The 22,258-nt window shown below is 63.6% G+C and carries 13 protein-coding genes; 7 read left to right on the top strand and 6 right to left on the bottom strand.

The genetic code is table 11. The features are described 5' to 3' along the window. Positions 1–20 precede the first annotated feature (20 nt). On the top strand, positions 21–1,064 hold the full coding sequence (locus OZY47_RS05060) for a glycosyltransferase family 2 protein (RefSeq protein WP_277177271.1): 1,044 nt from the start codon (positions 21–23) through the stop codon (positions 1,062–1,064). A 435-nt stretch (positions 1,065–1,499) separates the two neighbouring features. Here the strand turns inward: OZY47_RS05060 and OZY47_RS05055 are convergent, their stop codons facing one another. After that, on the bottom strand, positions 1,500–2,279 hold the full coding sequence (locus OZY47_RS05055; RefSeq protein WP_277177270.1) for a nitroreductase family protein: 780 nt from the start codon (positions 2,277–2,279) through the stop codon (positions 1,500–1,502). A gap of 231 nt (positions 2,280–2,510) precedes the next feature. Here OZY47_RS05055 and ppgK point away from each other — a divergent pair, with 231 nt between their 5' ends. Then, positions 2,511–3,278: a polyphosphate--glucose phosphotransferase gene (gene ppgK, locus OZY47_RS05050; protein ID WP_277177269.1), complete on the top strand. Its 768-nt coding sequence runs from the start codon at positions 2,511–2,513 to the stop codon at positions 3,276–3,278. Positions 3,279–3,410: 132 nt separating this feature from the next. Then, positions 3,411–4,622 (top strand): pyridoxal phosphate-dependent aminotransferase, encoded by a 1,212-nt coding sequence (locus OZY47_RS05045; RefSeq protein WP_277179169.1) that lies wholly within the window; start codon positions 3,411–3,413, stop codon positions 4,620–4,622. A 151-nt stretch (positions 4,623–4,773) separates the two neighbouring features. On the opposite strand, the gene OZY47_RS05040 is transcribed toward OZY47_RS05045, so the two are convergent. Beyond that, the gene (locus OZY47_RS05040) at positions 4,774–7,047 is read right to left on the bottom strand and encodes a glycosyltransferase (protein WP_277177268.1); all 2,274 of its coding nucleotides are present in this window, start codon (positions 7,045–7,047) and stop codon (positions 4,774–4,776) included. A 110-nt stretch (positions 7,048–7,157) separates the two neighbouring features. Here OZY47_RS05040 and OZY47_RS05035 point away from each other — a divergent pair, with 110 nt between their 5' ends. The 3 genes from OZY47_RS05035 to OZY47_RS05025 all read left to right on the top strand — a co-directional run bounded on the left by OZY47_RS05035 (position 7,158) and on the right by OZY47_RS05025 (position 15,201). Next, the gene (locus tag OZY47_RS05035; RefSeq protein ID WP_277177267.1) at positions 7,158–10,829 is read left to right on the top strand and encodes a tetratricopeptide repeat protein; all 3,672 of its coding nucleotides are present in this window, start codon (positions 7,158–7,160) and stop codon (positions 10,827–10,829) included. A 204-nt stretch (positions 10,830–11,033) separates the two neighbouring features. Further along, complete coding sequence (gene ligA, locus OZY47_RS05030; protein WP_277177266.1) at positions 11,034–13,901, top strand: NAD-dependent DNA ligase LigA; 2,868 nt, start codon at positions 11,034–11,036, stop codon at positions 13,899–13,901. 172 nt (positions 13,902–14,073) lie between these two features. After that, complete coding sequence (locus OZY47_RS05025; RefSeq protein WP_277177264.1) at positions 14,074–15,201, top strand: Mrp/NBP35 family ATP-binding protein; 1,128 nt, start codon at positions 14,074–14,076, stop codon at positions 15,199–15,201. A gap of 143 nt (positions 15,202–15,344) precedes the next feature. Here OZY47_RS05025 and glnA read toward each other — a convergent pair whose 3' ends face one another. The 4 genes from glnA to OZY47_RS05005 form a co-directional block, all read right to left on the bottom strand. Further along, positions 15,345–16,781, bottom strand: a complete 1,437-nt coding sequence (gene glnA / locus OZY47_RS05020; RefSeq protein WP_277177263.1) for a type I glutamate--ammonia ligase — start codon at positions 16,779–16,781, stop codon at positions 15,345–15,347. Positions 16,782–16,965: 184 nt separating this feature from the next. Beyond that, positions 16,966–17,748, bottom strand: coding sequence for a DUF4191 domain-containing protein (locus OZY47_RS05015; protein ID WP_277177262.1), 783 nt, complete (start codon positions 17,746–17,748; stop codon positions 16,966–16,968). A 123-nt stretch (positions 17,749–17,871) separates the two neighbouring features. Continuing rightward, the gene (locus OZY47_RS05010; RefSeq protein WP_277177261.1) at positions 17,872–19,398 is read right to left on the bottom strand and encodes an FAD-dependent oxidoreductase; all 1,527 of its coding nucleotides are present in this window, start codon (positions 19,396–19,398) and stop codon (positions 17,872–17,874) included. Positions 19,399–19,634: 236 nt separating this feature from the next. Continuing rightward, positions 19,635–20,255 (bottom strand): DUF3043 domain-containing protein, encoded by a 621-nt coding sequence (locus tag OZY47_RS05005; protein ID WP_277177260.1) that lies wholly within the window; start codon positions 20,253–20,255, stop codon positions 19,635–19,637. A gap of 197 nt (positions 20,256–20,452) precedes the next feature. Between OZY47_RS05005 and OZY47_RS05000 the strand changes: the two genes are divergently transcribed. Continuing rightward, on the top strand, positions 20,453–21,820 hold the full coding sequence (locus OZY47_RS05000) for a dipeptidase (protein ID WP_277177259.1): 1,368 nt from the start codon (positions 20,453–20,455) through the stop codon (positions 21,818–21,820). Positions 21,821–22,258: the final 438 nt, after the last annotated feature.

The raw sequence follows: 22,258 nt of genomic DNA, 5'->3' as shown, positions 1-22,258 counted from the left end.
GGGGGTGCAAGAATGGGGGTATGAGTGAAAACGAGGAAACTGTGGAAAATGGTGTCGCGGCAAGTGTGGCGCAGTCACCGATAGAGAAGCTCGCCATCGTCGTGGTGACCTACAAGCGCCAGGAGCTCTTGGCGACGCTGTTCGATTCGATCGAGAAGCTCACCGTGGCGCCATGGCGCGTGGTCGTGGTCGACAACGAGCATAGCGACAAGACCCGCGGCATGGTCGAGGAGTTCTCGGCGGCGCTCGCGGCCCAGTGGGGCGAGACGGAAGCCGACGAAAGCGGCAACACCGCGCGCGTGCTCTATGAGCCGCAGGCGGGCAACATCGGCGGTTCCGGCGGCTTCTCCAACGGCGTGAAGAAGGCCTACGAGATCGGCGCGGAATGGTTCTGGGTGATGGACGACGATGTGGCCGTCCTACCCAACGCCATCCAGGAACTCTCCAAGTGGACCCCGCGGCACGATGTGGTCCAGGGCTCTCGCCTCGACTACGACGGTGGAGATTTCTACTGGCAGTATGACTTCATCGTGCCGCTCGGCATCCCCAATCCCATCGCGCCCGCGGCGTTCGGCCCCTCCGGCTACCGCACGATGGACACGATGTGCTTCGAGGGCGGGCTCTTCCGCCGCAACATCGTCGAGCAGATCGGTCTGCCGGACCCGCGCTTCTTCATCTATTGGGACGACACGATCTACGGCTACCTCGCCAGCAAGGTCACCGACCCCATCGTCGTGCGCGACAAGATCATTCGCCGCACCCGCGTGATCGGCAACTGGGACATCGCCGGCGTGCGCCAGCTCAACTCGACCTCCGACATGAACCGCTACCACATCATGCGAAACCGCGGCTACATGGCCCGCTACTTCATGGCGCACGGCGACTATCGCCCGGCGCTCTTCGGACTGGGCACGCTGCTCACCGCCATCAAGGAGGTCATCCGTCTGGTCGCCGTCGACCGCGAGCACCTGAAGACCGGGCTCAAGCAGATCGCCAAGGGCTGGGTCGACTCGCGCAAGCTCCTGCACGATCCGAACTGGAAGCCGATGCCGCCCCTGAAGTGATGATTGGCTGGGGTGGGCTGTTACGTGACGCGCGCGTGCGTGGCAGTCGCGTCACGTAACAGCCCACCTGCGTCACATCCGCGTCACAAACGCAACTTGTGTGGTGCCTGGATTGCGTTTGTGACGCTAGTAGTCCATATTCCGTCGCAAATGCAACCAATTTGGCTGCCGGCTTGCGTTTGTGACGCCAGTGACTGATATTCCGTCACATCCACAACTTATGGGGTGCCTGTCTTGTGTTTGTGACGCTGGTGGGCCACACTCCGTCGCAAACGCAACTAATCTGGCTGCTGGATTGCATTTGCGACGCTGATGGTCCATATTCCGTCGCAAACGCAATCAATCTGGCTGCTGGATTGCATTTGTGACGCAAAAACGTCAGATAGCGTCGCAAACGCAATCCAACATGCCTATGTGGGCGAATACTTCGATCGCTCAGCGGTGGATGAACAGGCCGCCCTCGCCCCAGGCCCACTGCCCGCTGCCGGCGCCGATTTGGAAGTTGAGCTTGGCGATGCCCAGATCGTTCAACGCCTGGCCGTCGTCGACGCTGTGGTCAAGCGTCGCCGCGGCGGTGTCGTCGGTTGCGCTGTAGGAGAAACGCACCGGCTGGAAATTCATGGCGCTCGGGGCCTTGCGCGCGGCCTCGACGCCCGCCTTGAACCATTCCGGGGCGTGCTCGCGTTCCTCGGCGCTCATCGTCGGCGTCATCGCATCGAAGGTGATGGACTCGCGATGCGAGGCGGCCTCGGCGGCCAACGTCTGGTAATCCTTGGAGACGAAGTCCTTCGGATGCTCGTGCTGGCCAATGACGACCACCAGGTAGAGCGTCTCGCCGGCCTTGATACGGCAATGTTTCGCGGCCTCGTCGCGGTCCAGGCTGCCGCTGACCCAGCAGGTCGCCAGGCCCCATGAGGTGGCGGTGAGCACCAGACGCTCGGTGAAGAAGCCGGCGCGCTCGCGGGCCTCGTCGTCCTTCGGGCCGACCACGGCGATGTAGTCCGCCGCGTTGACGAAGTGGCCGGAGGCGTTGGCGTCGGCGAAGACCTTGGGCTGGTTGCGCACCAGCTGCACGTGCAGGCCGGAGATCGTGTCGATCGCGTCGATGGACGCCTCGAGTTGCCGGGCCTTCTCGTCGTCGAGTGGCGTGGCCGACCAGTTGCGGGTCGAGGTGCGGATGTTGACCATATCTATCAGTTGATTATGTTCACTCATAGACACCATTATGCGTCATACTCCCCAACAATGTGACGCTTCGCACGTTTCTGTCGCCGCCGCGCTCCCGACGTCGGGAAATGCGTATATCAGGTCGTTTTCAGCGGCTGGGCAGGGCATGGAAAAAAGACGGGAGACGGGGTGGTGGTTGGGTATCGCGTGAGGTATGGTATACGCGTTATTAGGCGTTGCCGCGCACATGTTGCGAACACACAAACCTGAGGGGTAACAATGATTGAGACAGCACAGGCATTCGGCGTTGACATCGGTGGTTCGGGCATCAAGGCCGCGCCCGTGGACCTTGAGAAAGGCGACTTCGCCCTCCCGCGCCTGAAGATCCTCACCCCTGACAACTCCACGCCCAAGGCCATCGCCAAGATCGTGCGCCAGCAGCTTGAACACTTCGAGGTGCCCGAAGGCGCCCCGGTGGGCATCGCCTTCCCAGCTCCCATCAGGCCCGGCAAGCCGATTGACTTCATCGCCAACCTCGACAAGTCCTGGATCGGCATGGACGTCACCGCCTTCTTCTCCGAGGCGTGCGGCAGGCCCGTGACCGTGGTCAACGACGCCGACGCGGCCGGCCTGGCCGAGCAGCAGTACGGCGCGGCGAAGGGCGAGGACGGTCTGGTGATCGCCACCACGCTCGGCACCGGCATCGGCACCGCCCTGATCTACAACGGCGTGCTCATCCCCAACACGGAGCTCGGCCACATCGAGCTGGCCAAGGGCAAGGGCGACGCCGAGAAATACGCCGCCTCCTCGGTGCGCGACAAGAAGAGCCTGGGCTACAAGAAGTGGGCCAAGCGCCTGACCAAGTACTACGGGCTGATGGAGAAGTACTTCAACCCCGACCTCTTCGTGGTCGGCGGCGGCGTGAGCCGTATGAGCGAGAAGTTCCTGCCCTATATCGACGTCAAGACGCCGATCGTGCCCGCCAAGCTGCGCAACCAGGCCGGCATCGTGGGCGCCGCCTACTACGCGACGACCAAGCTGGTCTGAGCATCGGTTCATTCGTTTTTTTTATTCGTTTTATTTGGTATTGGTTGGTTCCGCCCGGGGTCGCGCTTCGGGCGGAACCAATTGCGTTGTGAGGCGCTTCTCGCCGGCGCTGGAAATATTGGAAGGGATTGAATCGTTATGCGGTTTTCGTCAAGGGTGGGCTCGACACGGCTCAATGTGATCGCCGAGGCCGAGCGGGCCGCGCGCGCCGAGGGCGTCAGGCTTGAGACCGTCAACGATTCCAACCCGACCCATCACGGGCTCGCGCCGAAAGAGGTTCCGGGCGTGTATACCGCCGAGCCGCGAGGGCCGTTGGTGGCGCGCGAGGCGTTGGCCGAGTTCCTGACGAAGCGGAACGCGGAGGAATCGTCGCAGGTGCAGGAACAGGCACAGGCCGATTCCGTGGATCCGCAGAGGCTTTATCTGCTCAGCTCCACCTCGCAGGCATATTCGTGGATTTTCAAGCTGATGTGCGACCCGGGCGACATCGTGCTGGGCCCCAAGCCCGGCTATCCGCTGATCGAGTCCATCGGCGGGCTCGAATGCGTCGAGACGCTGGAATACCAGTTGGAATTCGACGGTTCGTGGTTCATCGACGTCGGCTGGATCGAGCGCCTGCTGGATGGTCCGCAAAGGGAGCGGGTGCGGGCGATCGTGCTCATCAACCCCAACAATCCCACCGGTTCGTATGTGAAGCCGGAGGAGCGCGAGGCGTTGGTCGCGTTGTGCCGCGAGCATGGCATCGCCATCATCGCCGACGAGGTGTTCTTCGACTACTCGCTCGAGCCGTTCGCGGGCAATCGCCGCTTAGCTGGCGAGCAGGGCGCGCTCACCTTCGCGCTCGACGGATTCTCCAAGGCACTGGCCGCGCCGCATGCCAAGGTCGGATGGATTCAGGTCAGCGGGCCCGACGACATGGTGGACGAGGCGCAGCGCCGTCTCGACGTGATCGCCGACGACTATCTGCCTTTCAGCGACATCATCGCCACACGTATGCCCGAGCTGCTCGCCGCCGTGCCGGGTCAGCTTCGCCGTGTGCAGGAGCGCACCCGCGCCAATCTCAAGCTCCTGCATACCATGCTGGACGAGGATGAGGCCGGCTTGGTCTCCGTGCTGCGGCCCGAGGGCGGTTGGAATGTGCTGCTGCGCTTCCCGTCGATGATCGACGAGAACGACCTGGTGCTCCGCCTCATCCACGACTCGCGCCTGACCGGCCAGCCCGGATACTTCTTCGACATGGCCGGCAACGGCTATCTGGCAGTCTCGCTGTTGCCCGAGCCCGACGTCTTCCGTCGCAACATCAACGCGGTGCTTAAGGCCGTCTCCGCGCTGATGGCGGCATAGCGAATCGGCGCGCAATGTCGCGTCGTGTTGCGGATCGTTGCGCGATGTGTCGTCAGAAAGATATCAATAACGATTTTCGCCTTGGTATACAAGGTTTGTAGATAAACGATATCAATTCGATATCAATTCGATATCAATACGTAATATCGTTCTAAATTATCTCGAACCAGCTTTGCACCTCGTGGAACAACGCGGGATTCGTGTTGGTCAGCGCGTCGTCACGGCCGGGCACGAACAGCGCCATGAACGCGATGGCGAGGCTCGCGACCACCAGGACCATGACGACCAGGCGCGCGAGGTAGCGCCTCCAGCCGATGTGCGCCCAACCCGGCACCATCTGAAACTCCTTGCGGCGCTCGGCCAGCGAGATTCCTTCTTTCGAGGTTGACGTCTCCTTGAGCCTCAACAGCCCGTCATCCTCGGCGTCCTCGCCCAGCAGCGAGGGGAGCGCGGCGACGGTGGCGAGGCTCACCAGCCAGCCGAAATCGATTATGTAGCGCCAACCGAGGCCGCCTTTCATCGCGTCCAGGACCATGAGGATGGCCGCCAGCGTGAGCATCGCCCACACCGTCGCCAGCAAGCCGTGCGCACGCAGCCTTCTGCGGGTTTTCGGCAGCAGCAGGGCTAGGGCGCAGACCAGCGCGGGGCACAGGGCCACCAGGCCGCCCACCATCGGCTCGACGTAGGTCCAGGTGGGCAACGGGGCCGGGTCGATGGCCAGGAACGGGAAGCCTGGCGAGGGGCGCAGCGGCAGGAAGAGATAATAGCCGATGGCCGGCAGCAGGTTGATCGGGGATGGACGCTGGCGCGTCATGTCGGCGACGGTGAGCTGGTAGCGTTCCCCGAAATCGATGGGCGAGCCGAACCGGACCTGGTTGTAGGCCATGAGCGGGGCGAGGACGACCAGCGCGGGCAGCAGGACCGCGCCACAGGCGGCGAGCAGCGAACGGGTGTCGCGCTTGGTCGATTCCACGCGGGGCAGCGCCAGACGGATTTGCGGCCAGAAGAGCGGCAGGGCGAGCAGCGCCACGACGATGAAGGTGGGGCGGCAGCCGAAATTCGCGGCGATGCACAGCGCGCCCGCGGCCAGATGCGGCTTGGAGAGCGAGGGCGCGGAATCGAAGGTGATCAGATGACGATGATGTCGGCGGCCTTGGCCTTGGTCGTGGCCGTTGCCGTTGCCGTTGCCGTCTGGATTGGTCTCGCCGGCCCCCATCCACAGCCACAATCCCATGGCGCTCAGCAGCAACGAGGCGGCGAAGGGTATCGTATAGAAATTCATGCGGAACGCCAGATACCCGGCGTTGCTGCCCACCGCCACCAGCGCCAGGGCCAGCGAGACCGTGGCCAGCGAGGCGCGTGGGGCCACGCGACCGATGAGGCGGATGACCAGCAGCGAGCCGAAAATCGCCACGCCGAGCAAGAGCAACGCCACCGCCGCGCTCGAGGGGAGCATGAGCCCGCCGGGCACGAACCACGAGGTGATGATGCGGTAGGGCGCGAACAGCAGCAGCGCGGGCAGCACGCCGAAATAGGTGAACCACTTGCCGTCATGGAAGGCGTAATCCCAGTAAATCGGTGAGACACCTTGGGCCAGCAGGGTCTCGCGCGCCTGGGGGTCGTAGGGGTTGCCGGCCTGTTTCAGGCCTTGGGGCACCGGCAGGTCGATCGAGGTGCGGCCGTGGATGAGCGCGTCGGCGAGGTGACCGTATTGGTTGAAATCATACGTATAGCCGCCAGCCGCGTGGAAGGTGCCCGAAGGGTTGGCCAGCGCCGAGGCGATTCGGGAGACGGCCATCGCGGCCAGCGCCAAGGCGAAGACCCAGAACGCGGCGCGCTGCTTGGTGCTGCCCGTGTCGAGCGGAATCCTCCATAGGCGCGACCCGGGCCACCAGAGCGCCACCAGCAGCGCCAACACCAGCATGGCCGCCACCCGGCCCCAATCGAAGTGGAAGGGCACCTTCGCGTTGGCGCGCACCGCCAGGAACGGGATGTCGCTGCCCACCGGCTCCTGAATCCACAGCGTGATCGACTTGCCTTGGCGCGGCATGGCCAAGTAGAGGGATTGCGGCACCTCGGTGGACAGCGCCTTGGTGGGGGAGGTGGTGCCGTCGACGTCCATGCGCACGTGCACCGAGGTGAGTGGCTCGTGGACCCGCCCAGCCTTGTGTGCGGCGGCGTGGCCGGCGTGGCTCGCGCCCGGCGTGATGGAGGGGTCGATCCGCACGTACGGCGAGCTGCCGTCGCTGGTCACGCTCAGGTAGGCGTTGGCCGGATCGGTGACGCGCAGGGTGCCGTCCGCCTGCCGGGAAAGCCCGGAACCCATGGGGTTGGTGACCGACGCGGTGTCGGTGCTCGCGCCGAAGGAACTCCAGAACGGCATGTTGAGCGGCAGGGCCTCGATGAGTATGACGACAAGCGCCACGAGAAGGGTTGGAATCGCCCATCGATGGCGTGAAAAAAGGCCGTGCTTGTTAGTGCTCACCCCATTATTCTATAAGCTTCATGTCTGGCTGAATTGAAAGAATTGCACATATGTCTCATTTCTTTTCGCACGCGCGTGGTTCCGCCGATTCATCAGGAAAACATGACTTCCTCGATAGGCTTGGGCGTGTTGCGAATCATCTGAATGTGGCCTTCGGCACGGGCGTCGAACCTTTCCATTCCCACGGCAAACTCGACCAGCCCGGTGACGCGGGCGAGGTTCCCGGCGAGGCCGTCGTACCGCCGGAATTGAAGCTGCTGATGGACCAGACCATGGAGCTCGGCCCGCTGGTCAAATGCCAGACATTCCATTTCGACGGTGTGCCGGACGGCATCGAGCTCGGCTGGGCGCAACTGCCGCAATTGGGTGGCCGGTTTTTCTCTCTGGGCGTCTTCGTGGGCAGGCGCGGATTCTGCCAGGTGGCGCTCGCCGACGGCAAGGGGCGCGTGTTTCCGGGCTCCGACCCGCAGATGGACACGCACGACATGGACGCCGCGCTGGTGCTGGGCAAGGAAGGCGATTTCCTGCTGCACGACGATTCCCGCTTGGTGCGTGGCCTCGCCTCGGCGGCCGGCTCAGACGATATGCAAGACGGCGGTGATGGTAACGAAAGCAGGTATGGGCGTGGCAGGAACGTCAGCACCATGCAGGGCGGCATCGTCGGCCGCGATATGTTCGGCCGCATGACCTGGCTCGCCTCCTGGCTGCGCCACGGCGACCGCTATACGCTCGAGCAGATGCGCTATCCCCTTCCGGAGGACATGCGCATCGACCTTGATTACCGCGACGCCGTGGCTATTGCCTTCTTCGCCGCCTACATGCTGCCTGGCATGAGCGGCCAGCTCATCGGCTTCGGCGCGGGCAACATCTTCCGCCGGCTCAACCGTGAGGCCCCGCTCGGCGCCATCCGCCGCAGTGTGCACGACACCCAGGAGGCCCGCGCCCACGGGCTTCGCGTCTCCGGGCTCGAGGATTATTTCGCCGATCTTATGCGCGAATCGGGCGCGCTCAAGGAGTCGTCCGGCCTGGAGGCCGTGCACGGGGCCGAGCCGCTGCACCTCTATACCTCGAGTTATTCGGGCAATTACTTTTTCACGTGGGACGATTCGCTCAACCTCACCCCGGCGCTCGAGGCGCTTAACATCGAGGGCAACCTCAACCGCTTCGCCTCGGTGAGCGGCTGGCTGGAACGCAACGCGAGGGTCGGCGCCTTTCCTATCGAAGACACGGTCACCCGGGCCCAGGCCGCGCAGATCGACCACAAGCTGCTCGACAACCCGGCGCTGATGGCGCTGAACCCCGGCAAGGATGGCTCGGTCTCGCTCGACGAGTCCAGCACCGTTTCGATGCGCCGGCTGTTGGGGCTGGCCGCAGGGATCGCCGATGACGTCGCCCGTCACGCGCCGGGGGAGGATTCCGCTCAGCCGGGCACCCCGAAGGACAAACGAGGTGAGTGGATATACCGCCAAAGTGTCGCCACGCTGCTGCGCCGGCTCAAGCTGCCCTATCGTTTCGACACCGAATTCCGCTCGAATCTCAAGGACGGCAACGTCGCGGTCTCCTTCACCACGGCGGGCAAGACCATGATGCCCACTAGCCGCTTCGATGTGGTCAGCCGCGCCTGGAAGACCCTGAGCGACGCCGAACGCACCGAGATGAGCGCGAAATACAACCTGCGCGTGGGGCTCATCATCGCGGCGCTGTGCTTCGGCGCCGACGAGAGCGTCGAAAACGTGTCGATCCGCATCGATTCCATGGGGCTCGAGGAGGCCGTGGCCCAGCAGGATTCGGCCATCTCCAAGCTCATCGCCCAGGCGCTCGGCGCCTTCGAACGGGCCCCGAAGCCCAATATGGGCGCGGGCGGCTCCAAGGCCGATCCGAAGGACGGCGACATCCACGGCGACCCGATGCAGTCCGGATCGATGCCTGTGCGCGCCGAGGGCGACGTGGCGGCCATGCCGTTGCATTCCGCCGACACGCCATCGGGGACGTCCGAAAACAGGGGAGCGGCGGAAGACCAGCACAGTCACGCTTCCGATGCTGCCGATACCAATAAAGCTGACATGCCAGATGCATCGGTCACAGGTACGGGTGACGACTCGAGTGGTGTCAATCCCGTCCAGAACGCCAATACCACCAACCCCCAGGTGACGCAAACCGGCACGGACGATACCCATAACGGCAACGCCGACTTCGATTCCGATGATGATGACGAGGAAGACGACGCGCTGCTCAACGCCCGGTTCGAGGATTTGATGAAAGGCGTCGACCTCGACTCGGTGGCCATGAGCGTGCCACAGGGCGGCCAGAGTTCCCAAGCCTCGATGAAAGGCGACGAAGACGGCCAAAGTGACCAGGGTGAGGACACCGACGACCCTCTGGCGGTGCTGCGCAGTGGGCCGACCACGAAGACCCTGGCCACGGTCACCTTCTCGCGCGGTGATTTCCTTGAGCGCATGCGCGCCGCCGGTCTTTCCCATCCGGAGGAGACCTACGAGCGTTTCGGCGCCACGCTCGACATCGCCGGCTTCAACGGACTCAACACCGCCTCAAAGCATCCTCAGTTTACCTTGCGCGACAAGCGTTTCTCGCCTCTGGGCAGCCAGGAGGAGCCCGAACTCTCCGACCAGCGCTTCAGCGGGAACGTGGCGAAGGTCCTCGGCACCGACGCGGCCCTCGGCCTTTCCATTCAACGCGCCGACCTGATGCAGCGGGCGGTCGACGAGTTCCACCGGATCGCCGCCGACACCACGCTCGAAAGTCCCGCCAAGGCCCAGCGCGCCATGGATATCGTCAACTCGATCGGCGACCCGGAGCTCACCGAACTGGCCTCGGATGTGAGCAAGGCCCTCATCGACGGTGTCGACACGCCCGACCTCGATTTCACGCTCTCCAAGCGGCTGGACGGCGAACGCCTGAAGGCCCGCGACCTGCTCTTCTCCGGCCAGGTCGACCAGGCCATCGACAGCCTCGAGCGCGCCGTGGCCGACCTCGATGAGCGCTACGCCGGCGGCGGGGCGGCGAGGTATTTCAACTCCTACGCCGAGCGCGTGGTCTACAACCGCCTCTTCGCCACGCGCGACGAGCGCACCGTGCTCATCCCCGACAACCTCTTCTATGCCCACATGGAGCTGGCCGACGTGCTCGCCCAACTGCGTGGCGCGAAGGCCGCGTTGCCGCACCTGAACAAGCTGGTGGCCTACGCCCCGGCCTACCCGCTCTCGCACCTGCGCCTGGCCGTGCAACTGGCCCGCGAGGAGGACTGGAACTCCGCCAGAGCCGCCTGCCTCAACGCCCTGCGCGTCTCGCTCGACCGCGACGACGCCGCCTACGCCTACTACCGCCTGGCCTACGCCGAGTGGATGTGTGGCCGTTTCGACGTGGCCGCCGCCTGCTATATCATGAGCGAGCACATCGCGCCCGGCAAGATCGCCTCGCTGGACGGCGAGTTGCAGGAGCTGCTGGCCCGGGCGCAATCGCAATGCATCCTCGTGCCCACCAGTTTCGAGCTGGCCCAGCAGGTCTTGGAAAGCCACGGGCTTCCGGTCTGGCCCCACACCGAGGTCGCTGACATCGTGCGGCGCGCGGCTAGGGTGTGCGTCGACGGCGGCATGTTCGTGCCAGCTAGGACGCTTTCAGTGGCCGCGGCCCGCATGGACGACGGCGCCGACGAGGGCATGGACATGGCCCAGGCCCAGTTCCTGCGCTCGTTGAGCGCGTGAGTGGCTTGGTATGGTGCTTGGCTTGCTTTGCGGTGCGGTTTCGGCGTTATCGGCATGTTGGTTTGGTCAATATTATCGGATGATTACTGAGGAAACCATTGATATTCGATGGTCGTAAGATACATTGATATAAGGCGGGCCACGATATAAGACTGGTCACGGCGCGATGACTTTTTGTTTCGGGATACACAAGGATAGGCGAATATGAGCACAGCACAAGGCAACGGCGATGACGGGGCGGACCAGCAGCTCGCATGGGATTTCGGCGGCGGCGAACCCACCGTCACCGACGACACGGGCATCGCGGCCCTCGCGCCCGGCTCCCTGCCCTGGATCGCGGCCCTGCGCCCCACGGACGCGGACGCCGAACGCCTGACCAGGCTCGATATCCCCAAGCTCTCCAGCGAGGCCGCCGCCAGGCTCTGGGCCAAGGTCGCCTCGTGGGTGGAAAGCGACCAGATCGCCTACTACATCAACAATTCTTCTACATCTTCTGATGCCGCCTACGACGACCGTATGCGCTGCCTGCAGGCGCTCGAGGCCTCGTTCCCTTCGCTCGACACGCCTCAATCGCCCACTCATCGCGTGGGCGGTACCATCTCCAATGAGTTTAAATCGGTGCGCCATCCCTCCCAGATGCTGAGCCTCGACGACGTCTTCTCCATCGCCGAGCTGCGCGAATGGTACGACGGCGTGCGCAAGGACCTCGAATGGCCCGAAGGCAAGGCGCTGCCGATGACCTGCGAGGTCAAGATCGACGGCCTGGCGCTGAACCTGCTCTACCGCAACGGCGTGCTGCAGCAGGGCCTCACGCGCGGCGACGGGGTGACCGGCGAGGACATCACGATGAACGTGCGCACCATCTCGTCCATCCCGCAGAACCTCGGCGGCTCCCCGCAAGACATCCCCGAATTCGTCGAGATTCGCGGCGAGGTCTTCATGCGCTGGGACGATTTCCACAAGCTCAACGACGCCAACGAGGAGGCCGGCAAGGCCCCGTTCGCCAACCCGCGCAACGCCGCCGCCGGATCGCTGCGCCAGAAGGACCCGCGCATCACCGCCACCCGCCATCTGAGCTTCTACGCCCACGGCCTCGGCACCCTGCGCTGGGCCCCGGGCTCGGCCAACGAGGGCCACGACGCGGTCAACGACCAGTCCGAGGCCTACGAGCTCTACCAGAAGTGGGGGATTCCGGTCTCGCCGCACAACCGCGAGATAACGAGCTTCGACCAGATTCTCGACATGATCGACTACTACGGCAAGCACCGCGGCGACATCGAGCACGCGCTCGACGGCATCGTGGTCAAGGTCGACGATCTTGCGCTGCAACGTCGGCTCGGGGCCACCTCCCGCGCGCCGCGTTGGGCCATCGCCTACAAATATCCGCCCGAAGAGGTCAACACCCTGCTTAAGGACATCGTCGTGCAGGTCGGCAGGACGGGGCGCGTGACCCCCGTGGCCATCCTCGACCCCGTTTATGTCGCTGGGTCCACCGTCGCGGCGGCCACGCTACACAATCCTTCCGAGGTCAAGCACAAGAACGTCATGATCGGCGACGTGGTGGTGGTGCGCAAGGCCGGCGACGTCATTCCCGAGATCGTCGGGCCCGTGCTCGAGCGACGCAAAGGGCGCGAGAATGAGCTGCGCGAGTTCGTCATGCCCGAATACTGCCCGTCGTGCGGCGCGAAGCTGGCTCCGGCCAAGAAGGGCGATATAGACATCCGCTGCCCGAACGTGGAGTCGTGCCCGGCGCAGTTCACCCAGCGCGTCATGAACCTGGCCAGCCGCAAGGCCCTCGACATCGAGCACCTGGGCGAGCAGAGCGCCATCGCGCTGACCAACCCGGAGGACAACAGGCCTGAATCCACCGCCACCTACACGTTGCGGAGCAAGGACATCGAGGTGGGGCCGGACGAGGAGCCCGAACCCTACGAGCCGCCCGCCGGACTGCGCCTGCCTGAGCGGCAGAAGCCGGTGCTCACCAGCGAGGCCGGCGTGTTCTCGCTCGACGCGGGCATGTTGAAGGACGTCAAGGTGTGGCGTGAGCTCGCCGTCGTCGAGGTCACCGAGCACGTCGATGCCAAGGGCCACAAGCACAAGACACGCAAGAATCGTGGCCGGTCAGGGCTCTGGCACCAGGTGCCCGCCTTCTGGACGCTGCCGACCAAGGCGAAACTGGCCAAGGTGGATGAGAACAAGGCTGGGAATGTTGAGTCGGATGAGAACGGGAACGGGAACGGCACGGCGAGTGTCACCGCCGCCAGTGCCTCGGCGTCTTCCGCCGAATCGCATGCGCCAGCCGAGGCCGGCGTCTCCCAGCAGTATCCGGGCTACGACGTGCCTGACGACGCGGTGGTGGTCAGCACTGCCAAACGCCCTGCCAAAGCCCCGGAGGATCTCGGTCCGCAGCCCGTCTACGTGCGCCCGAGCGCCTATACGCTCCAGATGCTCGAGGAGATCGACAAGGCCAAGCAGAAGGACCTCTGGCGCGTGCTCGTGGCGCTGTCGATCCGCCGCCTCGGCCCGCCAACGGCGCGGCTCATCGCCAACCGGTTCGGCTCGATCGAGGCCATCTCCAACGCCACCAAGGAGGAGCTCTCCGCCATCAACGGCATCGGCGACGAGATCGCCGAATCGGTGGTCAAATGGTTCACTGCCGCCAAAGATCCCGACGATTGGCGCGGCAAGATCCTCCGGGCGTGGAAGGCCGCGGGTGTCGGCGCGAAGGTGGGGAAGAACACGCTGGAGCAGACGCTGGCCGGCAAAACCGTCGTGGTCACCGGCTCGCTCGACGAGTTCAGCCGTGACTCCGCCAAGGAGGCCATCGTCGAACGTGGCGGCAAGGCGGCGGGGTCGGTGAGCAAAAAGACCGACTATGTGGTGGTCGGTGCCAACGCCGGTTCCAAGGCCAGCAAGGCCGAGGAGCTGGGCGTGCCGATGCTCGACGAGGCCCAGTTCAAGACGTTGCTGCAGACAGGTGAGCCTGGGGAGTCGGGGGAGTCTGAGGAATCCGGCGGGCCTGAGACTGCTAAGGATTCCGGCGATTCCGGCGATGGGTCGGCTTCTGAATAATCACAGGTTTTCGGCGCCGGCTATGTTGACTTGGCGGGTTTGCGAATATTCGCGATTCGCGTGAACAACGGCATGCACCGTGGTGAGATAAGGAGCGCTGCCCAAGTCGGCGGCGCTCTGGCGAGCCGCGTGGCGGCACGATAGAGTGTGAGGGGAGATTCAAGGAGGATCAATGCCAGGGCAAGCTGATACCGGGACGATTGAAACGCGTATATACGAGCGGCTCTCGCACGTCATCGATCCGGAGCTGGGGCGCTCAATCACCGACCTGGGCATGGTCCCGTCCATCGAGGTGCGTCCCGACCCGGCCGATGCCACGCGTTACGAGGTCACCGTCCACGTCGAGCTCACCGTCCCCGGCTGCCCGCTTTCCAAAACCATCACCGAGCGCATCAACCAGGCCGTCACCAGCTACCCAGGTCTCAAACTCGAGCCCCACATCCAGATCGGCGCGATGAGCCACGAGAAACTTGGCAAGCTCGTCACCCAGCTCAAGGCCGAACGACGTCAGAACCCATTCAACAAGCCCGGTACCAAGACGCGCATTTTCGCCATCGCCTCGGGCAAGGGCGGAGTGGGCAAGTCTTCCGTCACCGCCAACCTCGCGGCCACCTTCTCCGCCTTGGGTTACGACACGGCGGCCATCGACGCCGACATCTACGGCTTCTCGCTGCCCACGCTGTTCGGCGTGCATTCGCGGCCCACCGACCTCAACGGCATGCTCATGCCCGTGGTGGCGTGGGGCGTCAAGATGATATCCATCGGCATGTTCGCCGGGGCCGACCGCGCGATTCTTTGGCGCGGCCCGCGTCTGCAGCGTTCCCTCGAACAATTTCTCGCCGACGTGTGGTGGGGCAGCCCCGACGTGTTGCTGCTCGACCTCGCTCCCGGCACCGGCGATATGGCGATCTCCGTGGCCCAGGCCCTGCCGAACGCCGAACTGGTCGTCGTCACTACCCCGCAGCCAAGTGCCTCCGACGTCGCCGTGCGCTCCGGCCTGGTCGCCCTGCAGGTGCCGATGAAAGTCCGCGGCGTCGTGGAGAACATGAGTTATTACGACCATAAGGGCGAACGCCTGCGCCTCTTCGGCGAGGGCGGCGGCCAGCGCGTCAGCGACCAACTGACCGAGGCCCTAGGTTACGATGTCCCCCTCCTCACCAAATTGCCCCTCCAGCCCGAAATTCGCGAAACTGGCGAGGCCGGCCGCCCCGCCGTCCTCAACCCCGATGGCCGATTGGCAGACAGTCCTGTTGCCAACGCCTTCAAGGCGTTGGCAACAGGACTGATGGCCACTTTTTAGCAACATTTAAAAAGTGGCCACGTAAATGAACATATTGGGTATGAGAAAGGGTTGGAATCGTTAAGATTCCAACCCTTTAAAAATCTAAGGATGTGCGTTTCATGGCCACTTTTCAGAAACGCTCAAAAAGTGGCCACGCACCTTTAGAGATTGAAATAGAGCTCGTACTCGAGCGGAGTGGGGGCCAGGCGCTGCTGGTCGATCTCCTCGCGCTTCAGCGAGATCCAGGTGTCGATGAGGTCGGTGGTGAAGACGCCGCCGGCGGTGAGGAAGTCGTTGTCCTCCTCGAGCGCGTCCATCGCCTCGGCGAGGGACGCCGGCACGTGCTTCATGTTCTTGAGCTCTTCCGGCGGCAGCTCGTAGATGTCCTTGTCGACCGGGGCCGGCGGCTCGATGTGGTTGAGCACGCCGTCCATGCCCGCCATGAGCTGGGCGGAGAAGCCGAGGTAAGGGTTGCAGGTCGGGTCGGGCACGCGGAACTCGAGGCGCTTGGCCGCGGGCGCGGTGCCGGCGAACGGGATACGGATCGCGGCGGAGCGGTTGCGGGCCGAGTAGACGAGGTTCGTCGGGGCCTCGTAGCCGGGCACCAGGCGCTTGTAGGAGTTGAGCGACGGGTTGGTGAAGGCCAGCACCGACGAGGCGTGCTTGATCAGGCCGCCGATGTACCAGCGGGCCATGTCGGAGAGGCCGCCGTAGCCGTTCTCGTCGTAGAAGAGCGGCTTGCCATCCTTCCACAGCGACTGGTGGCAGTGCATGCCGGTGCCGTTGTCGCCGGCGATGGGCTTGGGCATGAAGGTGACGGCCTTGCCTGCCTCGAAGGCGGTCTCATGCACCACGTACTTGTACTTCATGAGGTCATCGGCTGCGTGCTGCAGGGTGTTGAAGCGGTAGTTGATCTCCTGCTGGCCGGCGCCGCCGACCTCGTGGTGGCTGCGCTCGAGGATGAGTCCGACCTTCTGCAGGTTGGCGACCATGTCGTCGCGCAGGTCCTGGTTGTGGTCCTGCGGGGCCGGCGGGAAGTAGCCGCCCTTGACGCGGTTCTTGAAGCCGATGTTGGGCGATCCGTCCATCTCGACCTCGGCGCCCGAGTTCCAAGGGGCCTCGATGGAGTCCACCTCATAGAAGGAGCGCTGCATCGAGTTTTCATAACGCACGGAATCGAAGAGGAAGAACTCGGCCTCGGGAGCGAAGCAGGCGGTGTCGGCCACGCCGGTCGACTTGATGTAGGCCTCGGCCTTGGCGGCCACCTGGCGCGGGTCGCGCGAATAGGGCTCGAGGGTGATTGGGTCGACCACGGAGTGGGCCACGACCAGCGTCTTGTGCTTGCGGAACGGGTCCACGAACGCGGTGGAGACGTCGGGCAGCAGCTTCATATCGGAGTTCTGGATGGCCTGGAAGCCGCGGATGGAGGAGCCATCGAAGGGCTCGCCGTCGGTGAAGGCGTCCTTCAGGAACTCGCTGGCCGGCACCGTGAAGTGCTGTTGGACACCGATGAGATCGGTGAAGCGGACTGAGATATACTCAATGCCTTCCGTGTTGATGAGGGCCTCAAGGTCTTCCTTGGTTTCGAGTGCAGTCAATGGACCGCTCCTTTCATGTTGTTTCTCACTATCAAGTCTAGAGGGATGGATTTCGTAGGCTCGCGCTTTGGGTTACGAGCATGTTTCATAACATATGTCACGCATCGATAGCAGCGACGATTGCGCTGGGGACCCGCGAATATGACGAATCCCTCCGCTTCATCAACGGAGGGATTCGAAGGCGTCAGCGTCCGCGCATCGCGCGACGGCTGATGTGCTGCGGACGGGTGGGGTCCATGCCCTTGGGGATGCCGAGGCCATGCTTGTCCTGCAGGGTGCGGAGGCGCTCGTTCAACACCTCGAGCTCGCCCTTGGTGAGCATGAAGCGGCGGCGCGGATGAATCTTGCGCATGATCGAGAGCTTGTATTGCGTGGGCTCGTAGCTCTTGCAATCGAGCACCTTCTTGCGCAGGTTCTTCAGGCGCACCTGTCCCTCGCCGGTGCCCACCTGGATGCGGTAGACGGGGATCTGGCTGCCGGCGGTCACGCCCTTGATGGCGTGCTCTTGGCGGTCCAGCGCGCGCTTGGTGCGGCTGGGCGCGCCCTCGGCCAGCAGGTAGATGCCGTTGTAGCCGGTGCCGCGCCAGATGGCGTCCTTCGTCTTCGGATCGATCCACACAGGCTGCTGCGGGAAGTTGTAGCCGGCCTTGTTGATGTTGCCGAGCACGCTGATGGCGGCGCCCGGGCGGCCCTCGATCTTGGCGTAGCCCACCTTGTCGGCGCGGTTGGTCAGCAGCATGGTGGCGAGTAGCACGCCCAGCATGACCACGAGGATGACCATGAAGATCCACCACAGCCAGTTGAAGTGCAGGAACAGGCCGGTGGCCACGCCCGCGATGACGGGCAGCAGGAAGGCCCCCGCCAGCAGCCACGGCAGCGCCTTGTCCTCGGCATGGGTGTACTTGTAGATCTCCATCATCTGATGGACGACTTTTAGCCCTTTTCTAGCCTTTTTTTCTTTGGCCATCGACTCCCTCACTTGTGTGGCTCGACTTTTGACACATAATGAATCAATTCTAGCAGTGGTACCGACGCAATAGTGCGGCGGTGTCGGCCCAGGTTCCGCCTTGGTTTCGCCGGGTGCTCGCGCCTATCGGCTGTGCAGCGGCCTGCCGTCGGCGCGCAGCAACGCCTCGCCCAACGTCTCGCTGAAGGTGGGGTGCGGATGGATGAGCCGGGCCGCCTCGCCAAGCGGCACGCGGTTGCCCACCAGTTCCTCCACCTCGGCGATGAGGTCGCTGGCCTCGGGGGCGAGCATATGGACGCCCAGGACGACGGGGGTTCCGGGGCCGCTGGCATACGTTCCCGTCACGACGCTCATCGATCCGGCCGAGCCGCTCATCTGCATCCGGGCGTTGCCCATCATCGGGTAGATGGTCTCCTTCGCCTCGCTGATGTCGCCATCCGCCCGGGCCTGCTCGAGGGTGAGCCCAACGCTCGCTGCCTCGGGTGTGGAGAAGACGACCTCGGGCACGGTGGCGTTGTCGACGGGCTTCGGGTCGAGTCCGGCGATTTTCTCGGCGATTACCATGCCCTGCTCGAACGCGCGGTGCGCCAGGGCCGGTCCAGGGGTGATGTCACCCAAAGCCCAAACGTGTTCGATGTTGGTCCGGCCGTAGGCGTCGGTGATCACCAGGCCGTGGTCGTCAAGCTTGAGGCCCAGGTCGGCGATCCATGCCGCGTCGGTGTTAGGATCGCGTCCGATGGCGGCGAGGGCGATGTCGGCTTGGATGTCGTGCCGCTCGTCCTGCGCGGTGTAATGTACCGTGACGCCTTGCGAGTTTTGCGATGAAGAGGAATCCGAAGAAAAATCATCAATATTATTGTCTTGCAATGCTTCCGGCAGACGGCCAGCGTCGATTCCGGTGACTTGGCTATTGGCGACAATGGTGATGCCGCTGGATTTCAGCGCCCTCGTGAGCGCGGAGGAGGTGCGGCGGTGCCAGTGGGAGAGCACGCGGTCGTGGCGGATGAGCAGCGTGACCTCCGCTCCAGCCTGCCGCCACAGCGAGGCGAACTCCACCGCCACGGCGCCGGCTCCGATGATGACGGCCGACTTCGGGAAGCGGGCGAGGCCGAGCGCCTGCGTCGATTCGATGAGCGCCCCGGCGAACGGTATGCCCGGCAATGGCCTGGGTCGTGAGCCCGTGGCCATCACGATTTCGTCAGCTTCGATTTCGATGGTGGTTGGTTCAGGTTTTCCGCTAGTTCCTTCATCTGCACGCGATGGTGCTTGAGTGATAACGGAAATGTGATGTGAGTCCGTCACCTCCGCCTCACCTTGGAACACCGTCACCTTCCGTGCCGCGAGCAACGAGGCCAAACCATTGGTCATCGAAGTGACCATACCGGTTTTGAATCCATTGAGCTTGCCGTAATCGATGGAGTCAAGGCTGGCGTTGACGCCCATACGAGCCGCGTCGCCGATGCCGGCGATGGCGTGGCTGGCGGTGATAAGCGCCTTCGAGGGGATGCACCCGCGGTTGAGACAGGTGCCGCCCAGCCTCGGCTCGCGGTTCACCAGCGCCACCGAAAGCCCCAGTTGCGCCGCCCGCAAGGCCACGGAATAGCCTCCCGGACCACCGCCGACGACACCGATGTCGAAATGCTCTGCCATGCGTCCCCCAGTCAACACGTGAATATGATTGCGCTCCCACCATTGTCCACCGCCGGCTGGAAATGATGGAGGAATCTGCGCCGGGCGCGTAGTCGGGATTGAGGCGAGCGACAATCAGACCACGTCCGCGAAAAATAATGATAATGAAGAAAATAAAAGAAAACCATCCGAACCATTCCCGCGACTTGCGTTGCGGTTCGATTCAGACGGTTTAAAGAAAAGTTTCGTCAGAGGGCTTACTTCGGCCAGTTGCCGCGCTTCTTGGAGGTCGGCTTCGGCACACGCCAACGGCGCAGCTGAATCGCGCGGCCCCAGGCGTAGGAGCAGGAGCGCGAGCCCTTGGCCACGGCCTTCTTGCCGAACTTGTCGATGAGCTTCTTCTTGAGCGTGTACCACATCACGACGATGTCGACGACGGCGATGATGAGGTAGATATAGGAGAATCCGATGATCGGCGCGTAGAGCGCGGGCCATTTGATGGCCAGCAGCATGCCGAGGATCATCGCGCCGAAGACGACGGGGATGAAGTATTCGGCGATGTTGAAGCGGGCGTCGACGTAATCACGGATATAGACGCGCCACGGAAGCTGCTCGGACTTGGGCATGTGCGACAGGTCGCCGGTGCGCATGGCGTCGTACTCGCGGTCCTCGCGGGCCCGGACGCGCTTCTTGTTGGCCTTCGCGTCGGCCTTGCGGTCCTTCGGGACGAGCGGATGCAGGTTCCTGTCCTGGGCCACCTTGCGCTTGGGGGTGGGGCGCCCCTTGCCCGCCTGGGCGTCCTGTTTGGGCTTCGATTCGGCGATGGGCTCCTGCGCCGGCTCCTGCTTCTTATCCTTGTTGAAAGGGTTCCATGTCATGTTTGCAGATTACGGTGAAGGCTAGACTCTTGGCGGTTTTGGGCGTGCTGGCGGGCGCCTGGTTTCCGGCGTTTTCGCGCCCATTGTGGTCGGCCGTTCCGGCGCTTGGTTCGCCACGTCCGGGCTCACGGAGAAGCCAATGGTATTTTGGTATGTTGATAACGACGAAGACAAACACATATATAAAGGAGCTTCACATGGCTGGAACGAGAGTCGAGGAGATCAGGGGGCGCGTGGACGGCGATTTCGCGCGCATCGTCGACCTGCTGAGCAAGAAGGTCGCGCTGAAATCGGTTTCGGCGCAGGGCATCACCGGCGAGCACATGCGTCGTTCCGCGCAATTCGTGGCCGACGAGCTGAAGGCGCGCGGTGTGGACGCCAAGGTGGTGCAATCCACCAATCCGGACGGCACCCCGGGCGCCTTCGAGGTGGTCGGCTCCAAGATCGTCGACCCCGACGCTCCTACTGTGCTGCTTTACGCGCACCACGACGTCCAGCCCGTGCCCGACGCCTCCGCGTGGGACACCGATCCGTTCGTGGCCACCGAGGTTGACGGACGCCTGTACGGGCGCGGCGCGACCGACGACGGCGGCGGCATTGCCATCCATTCCGGGGCGCTGCACGCGCTGGGTGACGAGCTCAAGGTCAATATTAAGGTCTTCATCGAAGGCGAGGAGGAGATGGGATCGCCGAGCTTCATCCCCTTCATCGAGGCGCATCAGGACGAGTTCGCCTCGGACGTTATCATCGTGGCCGACTCGGGCAACTGGAGCGCCGAGATTCCGAGCCTGACCACCAGCCTGCGTGGCAACACCGATTTGGACGTGACGGTGAAGGCGCTGGAGCATCCGGTGCATTCCGGCCAGTTCGGCGGTCCGATTCTCGACACGAACACGCTTTCGGCCATGCTTATCGCCTCGATGTACGACAAGGACGGCTCGCTGGTGATTGATGGGCTCGAAGGGGGAGACCCGGTCGGCGGCCTGCAGCGTGACCTTGACGAGGCGAGCGTGCGCGCTGATTCCTCCGTGGTCGACTCTTACCGCTTTGCCGGCACCGGTTCGCTGGCCTCGCGCTTGTGGACCAAGCCGAGCGTCTCCGTCATCGGCTTCGACGCGCATCCGGTCGAGGGATCCTTCAACGTCATCGCCAACGAGACCCGCTTCCGCCTCTCCATCCGCACCGCGCCCAACCAGCGCCCGGCCGACGCCGCCAAGGCCGTCACCGACTTCCTGCTGGCCCATGCGCCGTTTGGAGCCGAGGTGACTGTTTCGACGCTCGACGAGGGCATGGGATGGAGCATGGACCCCGACGCCGAGGCCACCAAGGACGCGGAGGAATCCATGCGTGAGGCGTTCGGCGTTGAGCCGATCAACAAGGGCGAAGGCGGATCGATCCCGTTCATCCCCGAGCTGCAGAGGATCTTCCCTGCGGCCCAGGTCCTTGTCACCGGACCCGAAGACCCTAAGGGCAACGCCCACAGCCCCAACGAATCGATCGATCTCACCAGCCTCAAAAACAATGTGATCACCGAGGCACTCATCCTCGACAAACTGGGGCACTGAACGCAAATAGGGTAGTCGTGACTGCGCGGGATATGCGATGTTCGGGACGCTCCTTGGCCGCTCGGCCATGTCTTACGCCCGAACATCGCATATCCCGCACAGCCACTAGTGATAATGATTATGCGCCGTGTAATTAAAAAAGCGGATGCTGCCGCAGGCTTTAGGTCTCTTACTGTTGGCGCGCCGAGTCTACGCCATTGGCCTGCGGCAGCGACTGAAACTGTGGCCTTTCGGCTGGTGTTTTTGGACGATGCTTTCTTAATTGATTCTGTGGGTAAATGCTGATTGGTGACGAGGATGTTTGTCTTTGCTGCTTTTGATATAGCTTCTTGATGTTGCTCGGCCCAGGATGCAGATTTGCACTGTTCCGAGAGATGTTTGCCCTTATCACTTGGCGGCTAACCGGTAAGTGACCGTGTGCCTGCGGCAGCTATTCGC

Source organism: Bifidobacterium sp. ESL0790 (assembly GCF_029395435.1).
Lineage (GTDB): Bacteria > Actinomycetota > Actinomycetes > Actinomycetales > Bifidobacteriaceae > Bifidobacterium.
The sequence above is the reverse complement of the archived record's forward strand: the minus strand, read 5'-3'. Positions and strand labels throughout refer to the sequence as shown.